The following is a 17,183-nucleotide window of genomic DNA, read 5'->3' as shown; positions in this document are numbered from 1 at the left end:
CTCATATTAGGCGTCACCGGCGGGCAGGCGGTACACCCGCCGCGCGGTTTCGCCGAAGAAGTGCGCTTGTTCTGTCGACGACAAGTCGCCGAGGGCTGTCTGGACGGTGGACACCATGGTTTCGGTATCCCACAGCAGATGGTCGATCGGGTAGTGAGAGGCGAACATGCATCGCCCGGCGCCGAAGATGCTGAGCGCCGTCCGGATCCACTTACCGATCCCTTCCAGGGATGTTCCGAAAATGAGGGCGATTCCCTGCAATTTGAGGACGACGTTCGGAAACCGACTCACCGCAGTGAGGCGTTCTTCCCAACGGGAGAAGCCCTCGGCAGTGAGATCGACGGGCCACCCGACCGCCTCCAGCACGAAGGTGGTCTCGGGAAACGCGGCGATGAGTTCGTGAGTGGCGGGTAGCTGTTCGTCGTATACGAGCAGATCCCACACCAGCCCCGCATCGGCGACCTGCTCGAATCCACGCAACCAGGCCGGGTCCGACAGGTAGTCGCCGCGCGCACCCAGGCGCTTGATCGGGTCGGCCGCCCAGTACAGCGGCTGGCGCACCGCCCGGACCACGGGGAGATCCCGATATCGCGCGAGAACGCTTGCGCGATCGTCTGAATCGAGCTGAACGGCCGCGATGAAGGCGTTCGGAACACCGACACGGTCGGCGCAGTGCTGAATCCAGACGGCCTCCGCGACACTGTCTGCTGCACCGAATTCGCACGCGACGGAGGCCGTGACGGGCGCCCCCTCGACCTGTGCCCGATAGTGGTGCGGCAGGTACCGGTGCGCAGCGTCGTAGTAGTTCGGGAGCAAGGCGGTGAGCGCGGGTGGGCGACTGTCGATCCACGGGTACTCGAGGTCGGGCAGGTTGATGAAATGATGATGAGCATCGACAATGTCCACCTCACGCAGCATATTTCAGTTGTCGACGGGGGACCGGGCAATTGGTTGAGCGCGGCTCGTGTGGTCGGCGTGGATCGTTAAGGTGTTGACATGGAGCGCCGGATCGACGAAGCCCTGGTCCATTACGTCGAGCACGGCGGCGGCGTGCCGCTCGTGGCTCTGCACGGCGCCGGTGTGGATCATCGTGAGATCGAGGCAGCGATCGAGGCCATCGTTCCCGGCACGGGCTACCGGCGGATCTATCCGGACCTGCCGGGGATGGGCCTCTCGACAACCGACGGCCTGACCAGCAACGACGATGTGGTGACGCTGCTCGGCGACTTCATCCACAGCCTGGGCGTGGGCCCGGTGATGCTGGTCGGACATTCCTACGGCGCCTATCTGGCACGTGGGGTGGCCGCACAGCGACCGGACACGGTGCTCGGCCTGGCGTTGATGTGCCCGGTCACCGAGCGGTCACGACACGTGCCCGACCACGCCGTGGTTCGCCAGGACGCCGAGGCCTACGACGAACTCGAACGTGCACAGTGGGCGGGGTTCGACGAGTACTTCGTCGTGCGCACGCCGGCCACTGCGCGCCGCTACCGCGACCAGGTGGTGCCGGGTACGACGCTCGTCGACGAGGAGGCGCTCGGACGTATCTTCGCGGGGTGGACGGTCGACGTCGGGTCGAGCGCGTTCTCGGGGCCGACGTTGATCGTGGCCGGCCGTCGCGATTCGGTCGTCGGGTACACGGACGCGGCCGAATTGCTCGAGCGCTACCCGCACGCCACCCTCGCCGTTGTCGACGACGTCGGTCATGCGCTCATGCACGAGCGGCCAGAACTGCTCGCCGCGCTGTTCGGCGACTGGTTGGATCGGCTGACGCGCTCGGCCGACGGTTCTACCGGGCCGTTTCCGTCCAGGTGACCGGCAGTTCGTGGACGCCGTAGATGTTCATGTCGGTCCTGAGTTTCACGTCGCCGGCGGGGATGGCGAGCTCCAGGGTCGGAAAGCGGCGCAGCAATCCCTCGAAGCCGGCGCGCATCTCGACGCGTGCCAGCTGCTGGCCCAGGCACAGATGGACGCCGTGGCCGAGGGACAGGTGACCGCGGGCCTTGCGGCGGATGTCGAGGGTGTCGGGGTTGTCGAAGCGCTGAGGGTCGCGGTTGGCGGCCAGCAACGAGACGACTACCGTCGATCCCTTCCGGATCGTTTCACCGCCGAGTTCGATGTCCTCGGTAGCGTAGCGATAGAAGATGTCGGCAACGGACAGGTAGCGCAGGAGTTCCTCGACGGCGTCGGGGAGCAGGTCTGGGTCGGCGCGTAGTTCCGCCAGCTGCTCGGGGTTCTCCAGGAGCGCGAAGGTGCCCAGCGCCAGCATGTTGGCGGTGGTCTCGTGGCCGGCGAGCAGCAACAGGAAGGCGGCACCGGTCAGCTCCTCGATGGTGAGGTCGTCGTCGCGGGCCAGATCGGACAGGATGTCGTCGCCGGGGGCGGCGCGTTTGCGCGTGACCAGTTTGGAAAGGTACGTGGTCAGTGCGATGTACGCGCCCATCTTCTCGTCGAGCGGCTGGTCCTTGACCAGGAACTTGGCGGAGTTGACCTGGAAGTTCTCCCGGTCCGCGTAGGGGACACCGAGCAGTTCGCAGATCACCAGCGAGGGCACCGGCAGCGCGAACTCCTCGACCAGGTCGACCGGCGGGGTCAGGCGCGCCATCTCGTCCAGTTGCCGCTCGGCGACGTCGATGATGTGGTCTTCGAGCTGCTTCATGCGTTTGACGGTGAAGGCGCCGGTGAGTGTGCGCCGCAACCGGGTGTGGTCCGGCGGGTCCATGGCGATGAACAGGCCCGGCACCTGCGGCGACGGCTCGGTGGCGACGGGCATGCCGGGAGTCTCGTACGGCACGTGGAGAATGCCGATGTCCTGGCGGGAGCTGAACCGGGTGTCGGCCATGAGCCGGCGGACCGCGTCGTAGCCGGTGACGAGCCAGCCCTCGTGACCGTCGGGGAAGATCATCGGACTGACCGGGCGAGCCTCGCGCAGCCGGGTGATCTGCTGGGGCGGGTCGAAGGGTCCCGCATCGCGCTCCATCGGGAGGCCGTACGGGATGGCGACCGTTCTACTCATCGGATTTCCTTTCGTGACAGTTGGTCTGTCGACGGTTGGTGCTGCAGACCGGTTGGCTCGGGGCCGTGCCGCTACCGCGAGTACTCGCGGTTGAAGAGCTTTTTCGACCAGAGGTATCCGCCGAGGGTGATGAGGGCGCACCAGCCGAGCGCGATCCATGCGTTGTTCCCGATCGGGGTACCCATGAGCAGGCCGCGCAGGGTTTCGATGATCGGGGTGAACGGCTGGTACTCGGCGAACCAGCGCAGCCCGGCAGGCATCGAGTCGGTGGGGACGAACCCGCTTCCGAGGAAGGGCAGCAGAACCAGCGGCATACCCACATTGCTCGCGGCCTCGACGGTCTTGCTCACCTGGCCGAGCGCGACGGAGAGCCAGACGAGCGCGAATGTCACCACCACCAGGAACCCGGCAGTGGCCAGCCACGCGCCCACCCCGGCGGTGGGCCGGAAGCCGACCAGCAACGCCACGCCGATCACGATCGCGACGCTGAGCATCGCCTGGATCACGCTGCCCAGCACGTGTCCGGTCAGCACCGAGACGCGGGCGATGTGCATGGTGCGGAACCGGGCGATGATCCCCTCGGTCATGTCCATCGCGACCGAGATCGCTGTCCCTTGGACTGCGGCCGTCACGGTCATGAGGATGATCGCGGGCACGACGTAGTTGACGTACTCGGCGCGCCCGCCGGACATCCCGCCGAGCCCTGCGCCCAACGTGCCGCCGAACACGTAGACGAACAGCAGCAGGAAGACGACCGGCATCCCGACGAGCGTCACGGTCATCGACGGGTATCGCAGCATGTGATCGAGGTTGCGACGCAGCATCGTTGCCGAGTCGCGGAGCGGGTGGAACCGGAGGTCCGCCGGGGCCGGCCCGGCGAGGGTGTGGGCAGGGGCGCTGATCATGAGGTCACCTTCTCGTTGTGGGGGTTGCCGGTGAGGGCGAGGAAGACGTCGTCGAGATCGGGGGTGTGCACGGACAGCTCGTCGACCTCGATGGCCTCGTCGTCGAGCAGGTCGATCAGGGTCTTGAGCGAGCGGAGGCTGCCGTCGCTGGGCACACGGAGGGCGAGCGCGTCGGGGTCGCGCGAGACCTGGTCGAGGACGCGCTCGGCTGCTTCGAGGCCGCGCGGGTCGGCGAACTGCAGGCGGACGTGGCTCCCGGGGATGCGGCGCTTGAGCTCGTCCGCGGTTCCCTCGGCGACCAGTCGGCCGTGGTCGAGGACCGCGATCCGGTCGGCCAGTTCGTCGGCCTCCTCCAGGTACTGGGTGGTCAGGAAGATGGTGACGCCGGTGGCCACCAGGTCCCGGACGATCTGCCACATGGCCCGGCGGCTGCGTGGGTCCAGGCCGGTGGTCGGCTCGTCGAGGAAGATCACGCGCGGGCTGCCGACCAGGGTCATCGCGAGGTCGAGCCGCCGCCGCATGCCTCCGGAGTATGTCGAGACCGGCTTCGAGGCCGCATCGACCAGGTCGAACTGTTCGAGCAGCTGGGCGACGCGCCGCCGGCCGTCGCTGCGGGCGAGGTGGTGCAGATCCGCCATCAGCAGCAGGTTCTCCCTGCCGGTGAGCAGGTTGTCCACCGCCGAGAACTGGCCGGTGACACCGATCGCGGCGCGCACCGCGTCGGATTCGCGGGTGAGGTCGTGGCCGGCCACCCGGGCATCACCGGCGTCGGCGCTGATCAAGGTGGACAGGATGTTGACCGTGGTGGTCTTCCCGGCGCCGTTCGCGCCGAGCAGGGAGAAGACCGTTCCCTGCGGGACGGTCAGGTCGATGCCGTCGAGCACGACGTGGTCGCCGAACGACTTGCGTAACCCGGTCACCGCGATGGCCGGCTGAGATGGTGTGGTAGTCATGGTTTCCCTTTCTCGAGGGCCAGAAGTGGATCAGGAACGGCGGATCGTGATGCCGCCGAACGAGGTGTGCGCGCGGACCTCGACGGTCTCGTCGGACGCCTCGGGTCGGGCAGTGTTGTCCAGCAGGTTGCGTACCTGGCCGAACTTGGTGTTCACCTCGAGCCAGGCGGCGGTGCCCTCGGCGATGCCGATCTCCAGGTCGCCCATCGCGGTCCCGAGCTCGACCGAGCCGCGGGCCACCTCGCCGAGGCGAATGCTGCCGTTGGACGTCTTCGCCTCCACGCCCGCACCGGCGCGGTCGACGGAGATGTCGCCGTTCGCCGAGCGCACGTGGACGTCGCCGGTGACCGCGGCGATCGTGGTCTCACCGTTGGAGTTCTTGACGATTGCGGAGCCCTCGATCTCGCCGATGCGGACCTTCCCGGAGCCGGTGCGGATTTCGGCGTTGCCCGCGACGCCGTCCGCGGTGACGTGACCGGCCGCGGTGTCCACACGCAACGGACCGGTCTGCTCGAGCCGGACGTTCCCGGCGGAAGTCTTGAACCTGCACTGCCCGAGCCGGCCCGTGCCGCTGACATCTCCGACCTGCACCTCGCCGGAAACCTGCGAACCGCTGGGCAGGTCGATGGACACCTCCACCGACCTGGATTTGCGGGAGAAGTCGAGAGCGCGCGCTTTCGGCCCCACGACCTGGAGCACGCCGTTCGCGTAGTCGACGCGGACCCGCTGGGCGGCTTGCACATCCGACTCATCGGAGGCGTCGCTCGGGCGCACGTCGACGGTGGTGTCGGTGCGGTCGCTCGCGGTGATCCGCACATTGCCGACACCGAGTTCGAGCGTGACGGAAATCGGTTCGGGTGTATCGAAATTGGGCATAGCTGTCCCCTCGAGATGAGTAGGTGACACATCCCCGCAGGTCGGGAACGTGGCGTGGTGGTGGGCGGTGTGGCTAGCGCACCCAGCCGGTGAGGCTCTGCTTGGTCTGTTTGCTGCGCTGCTGGGCGTGCTGGACGCGGTCCGGTTGCTGCAGCGCGGACGAAGCCGCGCGGACCAGCCAGGCGTTGACCGAGCGCCCCTCCTTGGCTGCGGCCTCCTCGACCGCGGCCTTGAGCTGTTCGGGGAGGCGCACGTTGATCCGCGCGGTCGGGCCGTCCTCGGCGATCGGTGTGCCGCTGTCGGCCGGTGCCGCATCGTTCTCGGCCGCTTCCTCGATCGGTTCGGCGGGCCGTGCGGTCACGACGAAGTTCGGATCGCGTCCGCGCAGGCGCAGCTCCACCGATCCCGGGGCCAGATCTTGGGTGATCTCGTCCGTGGCAGCGGACAGCGCGTCCAGCAGCGTCATCCGGATCGCCGATTCGAGCGACCCGGTCAGGCGCTCGACCAACGCACGGGATTCGTCACCGCCGGCTTCGGCGAGGGTGGCGAATTCACGTCCGAGGTTGCTCACATACGGTGTCAAATCCATGGTGCCATCGTGGCACAGGAATGGCACCAGCACAAGGGCTTGATGGCTCAAGAGTGGCGCCATGTGGCACCACTTGGCGCTGCTCGGATGAAAGTGCTGGTATTGCCCCTCGACCAGTCGATCAGATAATGGCCGGAACCTCCCTGGGCGGCGACGGTCTGCACTTAGGATCCAAGTGAGCAGCGACTCCCACTCGACCTCTGCGTACGAAGGGATCGACCCCATGAGCTTGTCGACTCGTAGCCGGCTGCGTCGAACGGCCGCCGCACTCAGCATCGTTCTTGCCTTCGCCACCGTTTCTTGCGGATCGGACGATCGCAGCGGCGAACAGCAATCAGCGGAGCACGGTCCCGACGTCGCGCATACGGATGATCCCAGCGCCGACAAGATCGTCGATATCGTTCGCGACAAGCTGACGGAGCTCGATCTCACCGGCGCCGTATTCGGCGTGTGGCGCGGCGCCGAGGAGATCGCCGCCGGGGCGGTGGGGGAGTCTCCGCTCGGCGTTCCCGCGACGCGTGACATGCAATTGCGAGTCGGCCAGCCGATGGAACCGATGCTGTCGACAGTTCTGTTGCAGCTGGCCGAGGCCGGAACGCTGAGCCTGGACGAGCCGATCGCCAAGTGGGTGCCCGACTTTCCGCGGGCCGACAAGATCACCCCGCGGATGCTCGCCAACAGCACCACCGGCATTTCGGACTACGTGACGAACCCCGATTTCCTGAAGATCTTCTACGCCAATCCGATCAAGGGCTTCACGTCTCAGGAGATCTTCGATTTGGCCAACGCCCGCCCGCCGCTGTTCGAACCGGGAACCAGCTTTGCCTACGCGCACAGCGATCTGTGTCTGCTCGGCGTCGTACTCGAGAAGGCGACGGGAAAGCCCCTGGGCGATCTGCTGAAGGAGCGGATCTTCACGCCGCTGGGGATGGACGCGAGCAGCGTGATGCTGACACCTCAGATGAGTGAACCGATCCTGCACGGCTATACGAACGAACGTGGCGTCTTCGAGGACTCCACGTTCTGGAATCCCACGGCGTTCCTCAACAGCGGCAACACGAATTCGACGGTGGCCGATGTCGCTCGGTGGGTTCGTGCGCTCGGCACCGGCGAACTCCTGTCCGACACGGCGTTCACGGAGATGATGGCGGACAAGACCGCCGGGCTGGGGCCGCTGACTGCCGACAAGTACTTCGCCTTCGGAACCGTTCACCTGGGCAGTTGGCTGCTCATGAACCCGGCATTCGGGGGGTACAACGGCATCGCCCTCTACGAAACGGAGTCGAAGACCACGATCGTCGTATACGCCACGCTCGGACCGACGGCCAACTCCAACACCAATAACGCTGTGCCGATCGGCAAGGATATCGGTGCCCTCCTCTTCCCCGACAACCCGCCGAAGGTGCCCTGATCGAACCGGCACCGGCTTGGTCGCCGGACCGTCCGTGGTCTTAGTGCGACTGTTCGCCAGAACAGATGGTGGCCGGACGTCCTTGCCCTGGGCCGCATCCCGCGCCTGATCGAGGACCGTGGCGGGATCGGCGTCGACGAAGTGGAACGTGGTGTCGCCGAGGGTGAACGACGGACGGGTGTGGTGGGTCAGCACGAACACCGGAGTGTGGAACGGAGGCTCGTCACCCCACCCGCGCCAGCCGTGGTCGTGACAGGGACCGCGCTGCGGGCCGAATTTGTCGCGGCCCATGAACTCGGCGCCCATGTTGCGGGTGAATTCCCGCGTGACGTAGTCGTCGAGGCCGCGGCTTCCGCCGGGGTCGGTTCGCATGGGCCAGCTCGCCGTGGCACCGGCCCAGGCGAACATTTGCCCAGGGAGGTGTGTCCTCCTGCACTCTCGATGATCGGTGAGATCCGTTGTCGCTGGCGCTAACCGGCGTCCTGTTGAGCGGCGAGTCGAACCCTGATCCGCGACGTCGCATCGATCGACGATTCATTGTTGACGGCGGCCGCGGCGTCCGCGTCACCCTTGCGGGCGGCCTCGACGAGACGTTCCTGGTACCTCCACAACGAGTGTCTCCCGCGGTGTCCAGGTGCCCTGCGCGCCGACGAGCTTGTAGGCGCGGCAGTGCTGCCACAGGGTACGGATGGAATCGATGAGCACGGAGTTCGCTGCGGCCTCGTAGAGAATGGTCAACAGCGCCTCGTCGTGATCGAGAAGCGCCACCACCCGCCGTTCGGCGATGGCGGCCCGCATGAGTTCGTACTCGGTCTACATCCGGTCGACGTCGGTGGGGCCGATCTGCTGGGCGCCCAATCGTGCGGCCTCCACCTCGGGCAATCGGCGCACGTCGTAGACATGCACCAGTTCGGCCAGGGTCAGGCCTTTGACGACCGCGCCCTTGTGGGAGACACGTTCGGCCAGGCCGGCTTCCTCGAGCCGTCGGATCGTCTCGTCGACCTGGTCGGTCAACAGGGACGTTTCGGCTCGCTCCTCATGACCACAGCTCAAACATAAACCGCACGAGGGGCGCAGCCGGGTGCCAGACGACCTGCGCGAGTCTGCGAGCCGCGGTCTACACCGATGCCCGCGACACACCGGCAGCCTGAGTTGGTCGTGCGTCCAGAGCGTTTACGCTCGTCGGAGGTGCTCGGGGCGGAGTGACGGACGGCGGGTGGGCTGTGAAACACAGGGCGCGTAGATCAACTCTGGCGGTGGTGACGGCGGCGGCCGCGGTACTGACACCGATCGCAGCGGCGGCTCCGGCGACAGCCGATCCGCTCGGTTTCACGAAGGCCACGCTCCATTTCCGGGTTCTCGTCGGACCGAACCGCGACGAGCCGTGCGACGTGATCGGCGACGTGTACAAGCCCGATTCGGCGTCGGCGTCGAATCGGGTGCCCGCCGTCCTCACCACCAACGGCTTCGGCGGTTCCAAGAATGACCAGGCCGGTATCGCCTCGTTCCTCGCGTCCCGCGGTTACGCGGTGCTCGCGTACTCCGGGCTGGGCTTCGGCGGTTCCGGCTGCAAGATCCACATGGACGATCCCGAGTACGACGGGCGAGCCGCGAGTGAACTGGTGAGCTTCCTCGGTGGACGCGACCGGATGGCGTTCGTCGATCCCGCGCGCACCGTTCCCGTCCCCGGTCTCGACTACGTGGTGCAGGACGCGACCGCGCACCACGGCCTCGCCGAGGCGCACGATCCGCGGGTCGGCATGGTCGGCGGCTCCTACGGTGGGGCCGTGCAGTTCGCCGCGGCCTCGGTGGACCCCCGGATCGACACGATCATCCCGATGATCACCTGGAACGACCTCAGCTACTCGCTCGCGCCCAACGGCACCGACCAGACGACCGGAGTCAGCACGTCGATTCCCGGGGCGTCGAAGGTGGTGTGGTCGCTCATGTTCGGGGCCATCGGCGCGACCAACCCCCGGGCGGGGGGCTACGCGCAGGACCCCGCGCGGGCCGTCGGTTGCCCCAACTTCGCCGACCCTGCGTGCCCCGCACTGGCGCAGTCCGCGGTGCAGGGTTACCCGGACCCGGGGTCCGTCGAGTTCCTGCGTCAGTCGTCCGTGGTGTCGTACGCGGACCGGGTGAAGATCCCGGTGTTGATCATGCAGGGACAGCAGGACACCCTGTTCGACCTCAACGAATCGACGGCCACGTTCGAGACCCTGCAGGCGCAGGGCAACGACGTGAAGATGATCTGGCACAGCTGGGGTCATTCCGATCTCACTCCCGCCGAAGGGGAGATCAGCATGAAGGATCCGAACCCCGACACCCAGTACGAGACGGGCCGGATGGTCGACTGGTTCGACCATTATCTGAAGGACAGCGAGGTCGACACCGGGCCGGTGTTCAGCTACTTCCGCAACTGGGTCGACTACACCGGCAACGCCGCACCCGCGTACGCCGAATCCTCGGATGTCTCGGTGGGCCAGGACTATTCGCTCTACCTCTCCGGCGACGGCGCACTCACCGACCGCCTCGACGGCATCGTTCCCGGTGCACAGACGTTGAACACACTGCCGGGCGGCCTCCCCACCGACCGGGAAGCGCCGGACACCCGGCCGGAGAATCAGGTCCCGCAGGGCGTGGTCCCCGGCACCCAGGCCGAATGGTCGTCCGTCATCCTCGGCGCCCCGCTGGACGTGGTCGGAGCCCCGACGCTCGACGTCCGCGTCACGGCCGCACCCGCGGTCGCCGGTGTCGAGGATTCGGTCGTGGTCTTCGCGAAGCTGTACGACGTGGCTCCCGACGGCACGGAAACGCTGATCAACGGACAGGTCGCTCCGATGCGCATCGTGGCACCCGGTGAGCCCGTCCGGGTCACGATGCCGGCCATCGTCCACCGCTTCGACGAGGGGCACCGCGTACGCCTCGTGGTGTCCGGGGGAGACCCGAGCTTCCGCGGCAGTCTCGTGCCGCACCAGGTCACCATCGCCTCGGGTGATCCGGGTCAGGCGCTGATGCTGCCCGTGACCGGCTGAGGTCGGGCCCCGTCCGGACGCGAGTTGTCACGAACGAGTGATTGACATCACACGAGGAGCGGGCTCACACTGGAACCCTCAATTGAACCCGATGTCAAAATCAATTGCGTCGGCTGGTGGAGAGGAACCGCAGGTGACCAAGCTCGGAGGAGTGTGCGACAAGCGCTTCACGGCGTTGCAGGAGGCCCTGAAGGACAACCTCGACTCCGGTGAGGAACTCGGCGCGTCGATCGTCGTGACCCTCGACGGAGATCCGGTGGTCGACATGTGGGGCGGATGGTCCGACACCGATCGCGCCACCGAATGGGAGCGCGACACCATCACCAACGTGTGGTCGTGCACCAAGACGGTCACCGCGCTCGCCGCACTGATGCTCGTCGATCGCGGACTGCTGGATGTCTACGCGCCCGTCGCGAAGTACTGGCCGGAATTCGCCGCGGCAGGCAAGGAACGCGTCGAGGTCCGCCATCTCCTCTCGCACACGTCGGGTGTCTCGGGATGGGATCAGCCGATCACGGTCGAGGACACGTTCGACCTCGCCGGGTCGACGAAACGACTTGCCGCCCAAGCGCCGTGGTGGGAGCCGGGCACGGCGTCCGGATATCACGCGCTGAACTACGGCCATTTGATCGGCGAGGTCGTCCGCCGAGTCGACGGGCGCACGCTCGGCCGTTTCGTCGCGGAGGAGATCGCCGGACCGCTGGGTGCCGACTTCCACATCGGACTGGACCCGTCGGAGTTCGGCCGGGTGTCGAACGTGGTCCCGCCGCCTCCGCTGCCGATCGACCTGGCCTCGCTCGACCCCGCCAGTGTCATCGTCAGGACGTTCACCGGCCCCGGACCGGACGCGTCCGCGTCGTGGTCCGACGAGTGGCGCAAGGCGGAGAACGGTGCGGCCGGTGGCCAGGGCAACGCCCGGTCGCTCGCCCGGATCCAGTCCGTCGTGGCCTGCGGGGGCGAGCTCGACGGCGTCCGTCTGCTGTCGCCGGACACCATCTCCCTGATCTTCGACGAGCAGTCGAACGGTGTGGATCTGGCTCTGGGGCAACCGATTCGATTCGGCATCGGTTACGGACTGCCGACGCCCGTGTCCGTGCCGTTCGTCCCCGAGGGCCGCATCTGCTTCTGGGGTGGCTGGGGCGGCTCGCAGGTCGTCGTCGACACCGAACGACGGATGACCATGACGTACGTGATGAACAAGATGGGTCCGGGACTTCTCGGCTCCGACCGGACCGCCCAATATGCGACGGCGACGTTCGATGCGCTGAGCTGACGTGCCCGCCCGGGGCGTGATCAGGACGCCAGCCCCTTGTCCTCCAGCCATTCCCGGGCGATGTCGCCCATGTCCTCGAGGTCGGCCACCCGCTGGTTCATCTCGATGAGATCCTCGGTCGTCAATGCGGCCGACACGTCGGCCAGGACGCCGCGGACATCGTCGCCTGCCTTGTTCTCGTTGATGATCGGGGTGATGTTCTCCGCCAGGAACAGGTGCTTGGTGTCCTCGAGTGCCACGAGGTTCTCCGAACGCATCGCCGGGTCGGTGCTGAACACGTCCGCCACTTCGATCTGACCGCTCAGCAGGGCGTTGAGCGTCAGGGGACCGCCCGCGTCCAGTGCCAGGAACTCCTTGAACGTCAGGCCGTACTTGTCCTTCAGGCCTGCGACGCCGTTCTCCCGGGTCTTCCACTCGGGCGGGCCGCCGAGGGTCAGTTCGTCGGCGTGGGGTACGAGGTCCTCGATCGTCTCGAGCGAGTACTCGTCCGCGGTCTCCTGCCGCACCGCGAGAACGTCCTTGTCCTCGGCAGGGGACGGTTCCAGTGCGACGAGCCCGGCGGGCAGCTTGGCCTTGATCTCCGCGGTCACCTCGTGCGAGGCGGTCGCGGTGGTGGCGCTGTCGAGGTATTGGAGCAACGCACCCGAGTATTCGGGCAGCAGGTCGATGGAGCCGTCCCGGATGGCCGGGACGTACACCTCCCGGCTCCCGATGTTGAGCTTCTCGGTGACGTCGATTCCGTTCGCGCGCAGCGCCTCCGCGTAGATCGTCGCGATCAGCTGGCTTTCGGGGAAGTCCGCGGAGCCGACGACGATGGCGCCGTCACTGCTTCCGCCGTCGTCGGACGCCAACGGGTCCTTGCCGATCCCGCATGCCGTCAACGACATCAGGGTGGCGCCGGTCAGCGCGACGATCAATGCTTTCTTCATGATGATGTCCTTCAGATCAGCGAGGGCTCGGGAGCGGATGTGGGTCGGGCCGCGACTGCGGTGTCGTCGGAACCGGATCGCTTCGTCGCGCCGCTCCGGACGCGTCGCGTCAGACCGGGTGAGACGACCCGAACCGTGAGGAATCCGATCGCCAGGTCGAATGCGAGCGCGAGGAGCGACACGAGGACCGCTCCGGCGGCCATCTGCGCGTAGTCGCTCTGCGCCTTGCCATCGATGAGGAGACGTCCCAGTCCGCCCAGCGAGATGTAGGCGGCGACGGTCGCGGTCGAGACGATCTGCAGCACGGCGCTGCGCACACCTGACAGCATCAGCGGCAGCGCGCACGGCATCTCCACCTCGGTGAGGATCCGCATCGACCGGAACCCCATGCCCCTCGCAGCGTCCACGGCGGCCGGGTCGACCGAGCGAATGCCCGCGTACGTGTTGGTGAGAATCGGTGGGATGGCCAACAAGACCAGCACGATCAGGCTCGGAATCAGATAGGCCAGCTTGGTCGAGAACGACGGCGCGATGACGAGCACCAGCAGGATCAGCAAGCCGATGGTGGGAAGGGCGCGCAGCGAGTTGGCCAGGCCCGCGACGACGACCGCGCCGCGACCGGTGTGCCCGATGTACAGACCGAGCGGAACCGCGATCAGCGCCGCCGCGAACAGGGCGAGGAACGTGTACATCAGGTGCTGGAGGAGGAGAGCGGGAATGCCTTCGGGCCCGGTCCAATGAGCACCGTCGAGCAGAAAGTCGATCATGATGCGACCACCTTCGGGGTCCACGGTGTGAGTAACCGATTGGCGAGCACGATGAGCAGGTCGAGAACCAGCGCCAGCAGCAGGCACAGCGCGATACCGGTGATGATGGGTGTGTAGAAACGCAACTGGAAGCCCTGGGTGAACAGTGACCCGATCTGCGGGATCCCGAGCAGGGCGGCGAGAGAAACGAGGCTGACGTTCGACACGACCGCGACGCGCAGTCCGGCGCAGATGACAGGAACGCCCACCGGCAGCTGGACTTTCAGCAGAGTCTGGTAGGGCCGGTAGCCCATCGCCGTGGCGGCGAGCACCGTCTCCTGCGGCACCGAATCCAGGGCGTCGGCGATGACGCGGACGAGCAGGGCGACGGTGTAGATCGTCAGCGCGACGACGATGTTCATCGGATCGAGGATCTTCGTTCCGAGGATCGGCGGGAGCAGGACGAACAGCGCCAGCGACGGGATCGTGTAGAGCAGGCCGGCCGTCCCCACCACATAGGGGTTGATCCGGCGACTGCGATGCGCCAGCCAGCCGATCGGCAACGCGACGATCACGCCGACGACGAGCGGCACGAGCGAGAGCAGGATGTGCCAGCCGACCAGTTCGGCGATGCGATCGGACTGGCGGCCCAGCCATTCGATGTTCATCGGGCCATCGCCTCCGTGGCCACGAGATCCGCCGACTCGATCGCCGCCACCGCCGCGTGTGCCGTCACGGTTCCCACGAGCACACCGTCGCCGTCGACGACGACACCGCGTTTGCTGGGTGCGGACAGGGCGGCGTCGAGTAGGGCCCGCATCGTCCCGTGCGCATCGGCGACCGTGCCACTGAGATTCACGTCGTCCGGGCGAATGCGGTCGACGACCGTCGCCGGTTGCACCCAGCCGATCGGCTTGTTCGCCGGGTCGACGACGAGCAACCAGTCGTCCGTGGTCCGCGTGCGGGCGTCGGATGCCGAATCACCGAGACGCGCAACGGGTTCGGCAACCGTCTCCACGCGGCCGTCGAGGTTCGAGAAACCCAGCGAACGGTAGCCGCGGTCGCGTCCGACGAAGTCGGCGACGAACTCGTCGGCGGGTTCGGTCAGCAACTCCAGCGGCGTCGCCGACTGCGCCAGGATCCCGCCGGTCCGCAACACGACGACCTGGTCGCCGAGCTTGAGGGCCTCGTCGATGTCGTGCGTGACGATGATGATCGTCTTGCCGATGTCCTTCTGCAGTCTCAGGAATTCGTCCTGGAGCTGGCTCCGGACCACCGGGTCGACAGCGCTGAACGGTTCGTCCATCAGCATGAAGGCCGGGTCCGCGGCGAGGGCGCGCGCGACCCCCACTCGCTGCTGCTGGCCACCCGAGAGCTGCCACGGATAACGGTCCGCGAAGTTCGCCGCGAGACCGACCGTCTCGAGCAGCTCCATCGCCCGGGTTCGGGCCTCCTTCTTCGTCTTTCCCAGCAATCTCGGCATCGTCGCGACGTTGTCCACGATAGTGCGGTGCGGGAACAGTCCGGCGTGCTGGATGACGTACCCGATCCGCCTGCGCAACAGCGCCGGATCCATGTCCGCCGTGGATTCGCCGTCGAGGGAGATGGTTCCGGAGGTCGGTTCGATCAGTCTGTTGATCATGCGAAGCGATGTGGTCTTGCCGCATCCCGACGGCCCGACGAGTGCTGTGATCTTCCCGCTCGGGCACTCCAGGTCCAGTTCGTTCACCGCTGTCGTGCCGTCCGGGTACGCCTTGGTGACTTTGTCGAATGTGATCATTCGCGAGCTACTTTCGTGTAATCCGAGTGGTGACACACTCGGAAGTTCGGTGTCGTGGGACTGCTTTACCGAGTTGCGTCTTTCTCCGGATTCGGCATCTGTTCCAGAAACTTCACCGCTGCTTTCAGGTCGTCGCTCAGAGGACGGTCGGTCGTCCGCGGGTCCAGGCACCTGCGCGCCCGGTCCAGGTACGCGCCGAGTTCGGTGCTCGTGTCGGGTTCGTGGTTCTGCTGGCCGAGGGCGCGCACCGCCGAGATCAATTCGCACGCGAGCACGATGCGAGACTGGGCGAGGATGTCGGTGAGCTGGGTGGCGGCCTGCGATGCGAAGCTCGCGTGGTCCTCGGTTCCGCGGGAGATCACGGTGTGTCCGAGAGACCCCGGCGCCGCGGCCATCCGGATCTCGGCGATGGCAGCGGACGTCGTGTACTCCAGCAGCATGGTGCCGCTGCTGCCGGCCGGACCGTCGGCCAGGAACGGCCGGAGTCCGGTGACCGCCGGATCCGAGAGATTGGCAAGCCTGCACTGCGACAACAGCGCCGCGCTCGACAGCGCGAGTTTGGCCTCGTCCACGGCGAGGGCGATCGGCATTCCGTGGAAGTTCCCGTTGTGGAACACGGCGTCGTCCTCGACGGAGATGAGGGGGTTCTCGGAGGACGAGTTCATCTCGATCGCGAGTGTGCCTCGCAACCGCTGCAGCGCCTGCCACGTCGCCCCGAGGATCTGCGGCAGGGCGCGGAATCCGTAGGAATCCTGCACGCGGGCAGCCTGTACGCGGTGGCCCGCGAGGAGTTCCCGGACCCGGCCGGCCACCTCCTCCTGGCCGAGGTGCCTGCGGGCAGCCTGCACCCGGGCCGCGAACGGCTCGACGGAACTGCGCGTCGCCAGCAGCGACAGCACACCGACGATCAGCGAGTGCTCCAGCCAGTTCGCCACGCTGTCGGTAGCCGACGCCGCGAGCGCGACCGTCATCGCGTTCGTCGAGATCAGCGGGAGTGCGTCACCCTGGTGTGCGGTCCACCGGGTGACGAACCGACCGTCGCGCAGCGGTGCCTCGCCCATCAACCCGAGCGCGATCTCGGAGAATGCGCTGAGGTCGCCGGTGCCTATCGCCCCGCGAGCGTGCACGGTGGGCTGTTCGTCCGCCGCGACGGCAGCGATCAGCGCGGTCACGATGTCGGGGTGCAGACCGGATCCGCCGTTGAGAATCTGATTGACGCGAATGATCATGGCGGCTCGGACGACGTGATCCGGCAGTGAGGGGCCCGAGCCGGTGGCGTGGCTGCGGAGAAGTCGAAGGTCCTGGTCGACGCCGTCGGAGACGGAGGTGTCCCGGTTTCCCCCGACGCCCGTGGTGCGTCCGTAGATGGGCTGCCGTTCGGCGATGCGCACCGCGGTCTCCCACGAACGGCGTGCGTGGTCGAGCGCTGCGGGGTCGGGCTCGACCACGACGGGCTCCCGGGCGAGCGCCGTGAGCTGATCGACGGTGAGCTGGGCACCGTCGAGTACCACCGGAAGGGGCGGGTGCGGTTCCTCGGTCGAGCTGGAATCTCTCCGGGTCATCAGAACTCCGTGATCGATGTGGTGTGCCTCACTCTTCGAGATGTATAGTCCTGTATATACCGCAACGTGTCAACCGTCAGTTTTCTGTCATGACCTCTATCGCGATAC

At 66.9% G+C, this 17,183-nt stretch carries 17 protein-coding genes and 1 pseudogene; 4 read left to right on the top strand and 14 right to left on the bottom strand.

Features of this window, described 5'->3' with window-relative positions:
* Positions 1-6 precede the first annotated feature (6 nt).
* Entirely contained in the window at positions 7-918 is a 912-nt protein-coding gene (locus FND50_RS31370) for an amidohydrolase (RefSeq protein ID WP_144288298.1), read from the bottom strand.
* A 78-nt stretch (positions 919-996) separates the two neighbouring features.
* Here FND50_RS31370 and FND50_RS31365 point away from each other — a divergent pair, with 78 nt between their 5' ends.
* On the top strand, positions 997-1,815 hold the full coding sequence (locus FND50_RS31365) for an alpha/beta fold hydrolase (protein WP_144288297.1): 819 nt from the start codon (positions 997-999) through the stop codon (positions 1,813-1,815).
* Here the strand turns inward: FND50_RS31365 and FND50_RS31360 are convergent.
* From FND50_RS31360 to FND50_RS31340, 5 genes are all read right to left on the bottom strand, one after another.
* Complete coding sequence (locus FND50_RS31360; protein ID WP_144288296.1) at positions 1,790-3,016, bottom strand: cytochrome P450; 1,227 nt, start codon at positions 3,014-3,016, stop codon at positions 1,790-1,792. The two genes, FND50_RS31365 and FND50_RS31360, sit on opposite strands and share 26 nt — an antisense overlap.
* A gap of 71 nt (positions 3,017-3,087) precedes the next feature.
* Positions 3,088-3,921 (bottom strand): ABC transporter permease, encoded by an 834-nt coding sequence (locus FND50_RS31355; protein ID WP_144288295.1) that lies wholly within the window; start codon positions 3,919-3,921, stop codon positions 3,088-3,090.
* Positions 3,918-4,874, bottom strand: coding sequence for an ATP-binding cassette domain-containing protein (locus tag FND50_RS31350; protein ID WP_144288294.1), 957 nt, complete (start codon positions 4,872-4,874; stop codon positions 3,918-3,920). Before FND50_RS31350 ends, FND50_RS31355 begins: the two co-directional genes overlap by 4 nt.
* A 30-nt stretch (positions 4,875-4,904) precedes the next feature.
* On the bottom strand, positions 4,905-5,750 hold the full coding sequence (locus tag FND50_RS31345; protein WP_144288293.1) for a DUF4097 family beta strand repeat-containing protein: 846 nt from the start codon (positions 5,748-5,750) through the stop codon (positions 4,905-4,907).
* A 73-nt stretch (positions 5,751-5,823) separates the two neighbouring features.
* A complete protein-coding gene (locus FND50_RS31340; protein WP_144288292.1) occupies positions 5,824-6,339 on the bottom strand; it encodes a YlcI/YnfO family protein in 516 nt (171 codons plus the stop codon).
* Positions 6,340-6,562: 223 nt separating this feature from the next.
* Between FND50_RS31340 and FND50_RS31335 the strand changes: the two genes are divergently transcribed.
* Positions 6,563-7,750, top strand: coding sequence for a serine hydrolase (locus FND50_RS31335; RefSeq protein ID WP_144288291.1), 1,188 nt, complete (start codon positions 6,563-6,565; stop codon positions 7,748-7,750).
* Positions 7,751-7,822: 72 nt separating this feature from the next.
* Here FND50_RS31335 and FND50_RS37255 read toward each other — a convergent pair.
* The 3 genes and pseudogenes from FND50_RS37255 to FND50_RS37245 form a co-directional block, all read right to left on the bottom strand.
* A pseudogene (locus FND50_RS37255) lies at positions 7,823-8,167 on the bottom strand (deaminase); the annotation flags it as partial.
* Between the two features lie 147 nt (positions 8,168-8,314).
* On the bottom strand, positions 8,315-8,548 hold the full coding sequence (locus FND50_RS37250; protein WP_260850767.1) for an FCD domain-containing protein: 234 nt from the start codon (positions 8,546-8,548) through the stop codon (positions 8,315-8,317).
* Positions 8,549-8,563: 15 nt separating this feature from the next.
* Complete coding sequence (locus tag FND50_RS37245; protein ID WP_260850766.1) at positions 8,564-8,764, bottom strand: hypothetical protein; 201 nt, start codon at positions 8,762-8,764, stop codon at positions 8,564-8,566.
* Between the two features lie 242 nt (positions 8,765-9,006).
* Here FND50_RS37245 and FND50_RS31320 point away from each other — a divergent pair, with 242 nt between their 5' ends.
* Together FND50_RS31320 and FND50_RS31315 are read left to right on the top strand one after the other, a co-directional pair.
* Positions 9,007-10,785, top strand: a complete 1,779-nt coding sequence (locus FND50_RS31320; protein WP_260850765.1) for an alpha/beta fold hydrolase — start codon at positions 9,007-9,009, stop codon at positions 10,783-10,785.
* Between the two features lie 133 nt (positions 10,786-10,918).
* The gene (locus FND50_RS31315; RefSeq protein ID WP_144288289.1) at positions 10,919-12,058 is read left to right on the top strand and encodes a serine hydrolase domain-containing protein; all 1,140 of its coding nucleotides are present in this window, start codon (positions 10,919-10,921) and stop codon (positions 12,056-12,058) included.
* Positions 12,059-12,078: 20 nt separating this feature from the next.
* On the opposite strand, the gene FND50_RS31310 is transcribed toward FND50_RS31315, so the two are convergent.
* The 5 genes from FND50_RS31310 to FND50_RS31290 all read right to left on the bottom strand — a co-directional run bounded on the left by FND50_RS31310 (position 12,079) and on the right by FND50_RS31290 (position 17,075).
* Positions 12,079-12,987, bottom strand: coding sequence for an ABC transporter substrate-binding protein (locus FND50_RS31310; protein ID WP_144288288.1), 909 nt, complete (start codon positions 12,985-12,987; stop codon positions 12,079-12,081).
* Between the two features lie 11 nt (positions 12,988-12,998).
* Positions 12,999-13,754, bottom strand: a complete 756-nt coding sequence (locus FND50_RS31305; protein ID WP_005260948.1) for an ABC transporter permease — start codon at positions 13,752-13,754, stop codon at positions 12,999-13,001.
* The gene (locus FND50_RS31300) at positions 13,751-14,401 is read right to left on the bottom strand and encodes an ABC transporter permease (protein ID WP_005250988.1); all 651 of its coding nucleotides are present in this window, start codon (positions 14,399-14,401) and stop codon (positions 13,751-13,753) included. Before FND50_RS31300 ends, FND50_RS31305 begins: the two co-directional genes overlap by 4 nt.
* A complete protein-coding gene (locus tag FND50_RS31295; protein ID WP_144288287.1) occupies positions 14,398-15,513 on the bottom strand; it encodes an ABC transporter ATP-binding protein in 1,116 nt (371 codons plus the stop codon). The genes FND50_RS31300 and FND50_RS31295 overlap by 4 nt, the downstream gene beginning before the upstream one ends.
* 65 nt (positions 15,514-15,578) lie before the next feature.
* Positions 15,579-17,075, bottom strand: coding sequence for an aromatic amino acid ammonia-lyase (locus FND50_RS31290; protein WP_144288286.1), 1,497 nt, complete (start codon positions 17,073-17,075; stop codon positions 15,579-15,581).
* Positions 17,076-17,183: the final 108 nt, after the last annotated feature.

The organism is Rhodococcus sp. WB9 (assembly GCF_007558985.1).
Classification (GTDB): Bacteria; Actinomycetota; Actinomycetes; order Mycobacteriales; family Mycobacteriaceae; genus Rhodococcus_F; species Rhodococcus_F opacus.
The sequence above is the reverse complement of the archived record's forward strand: the minus strand, read 5'-3'. Positions and strand labels throughout refer to the sequence as shown.

Coding starts and splice junctions, on each gene's coding strand:
- FND50_RS31340 (WP_144288292.1), bottom strand. CDS start 6,339: ATGGATTTGACACCGTATGTGAGCAACCTCGGACGTGAATTCGCCACC.
- FND50_RS31370 (WP_144288298.1), bottom strand. CDS start 918: ATGCTGCGTGAGGTGGACATTGTCGATGCTCATCATCATTTCATCAAC.
- FND50_RS31345 (WP_144288293.1), bottom strand. CDS start 5,750: ATGCCCAATTTCGATACACCCGAACCGATTTCCGTCACGCTCGAACTC.
- FND50_RS37250 (WP_260850767.1), bottom strand. CDS start 8,548: ATGCGGGCCGCCATCGCCGAACGGCGGGTGGTGGCGCTTCTCGATCAC.
- FND50_RS31360 (WP_144288296.1), bottom strand. CDS start 3,016: ATGAGTAGAACGGTCGCCATCCCGTACGGCCTCCCGATGGAGCGCGAT.
- FND50_RS31290 (WP_144288286.1), bottom strand. CDS start 17,075: ATGACCCGGAGAGATTCCAGCTCGACCGAGGAACCGCACCCGCCCCTT.
- FND50_RS31310 (WP_144288288.1), bottom strand. CDS start 12,987: ATGAAGAAAGCATTGATCGTCGCGCTGACCGGCGCCACCCTGATGTCG.
- FND50_RS31350 (WP_144288294.1), bottom strand. CDS start 4,874: ATGACTACCACACCATCTCAGCCGGCCATCGCGGTGACCGGGTTACGC.
- FND50_RS31295 (WP_144288287.1), bottom strand. CDS start 15,513: ATGATCACATTCGACAAAGTCACCAAGGCGTACCCGGACGGCACGACA.
- FND50_RS31365 (WP_144288297.1), top strand. CDS start 997: ATGGAGCGCCGGATCGACGAAGCCCTGGTCCATTACGTCGAGCACGGC.
- FND50_RS31355 (WP_144288295.1), bottom strand. CDS start 3,921: ATGATCAGCGCCCCTGCCCACACCCTCGCCGGGCCGGCCCCGGCGGAC.
- FND50_RS31305 (WP_005260948.1), bottom strand. CDS start 13,754: ATGATCGACTTTCTGCTCGACGGTGCTCATTGGACCGGGCCCGAAGGC.
- FND50_RS31335 (WP_144288291.1), top strand. CDS start 6,563: ATGAGCTTGTCGACTCGTAGCCGGCTGCGTCGAACGGCCGCCGCACTC.
- FND50_RS31300 (WP_005250988.1), bottom strand. CDS start 14,401: ATGAACATCGAATGGCTGGGCCGCCAGTCCGATCGCATCGCCGAACTG.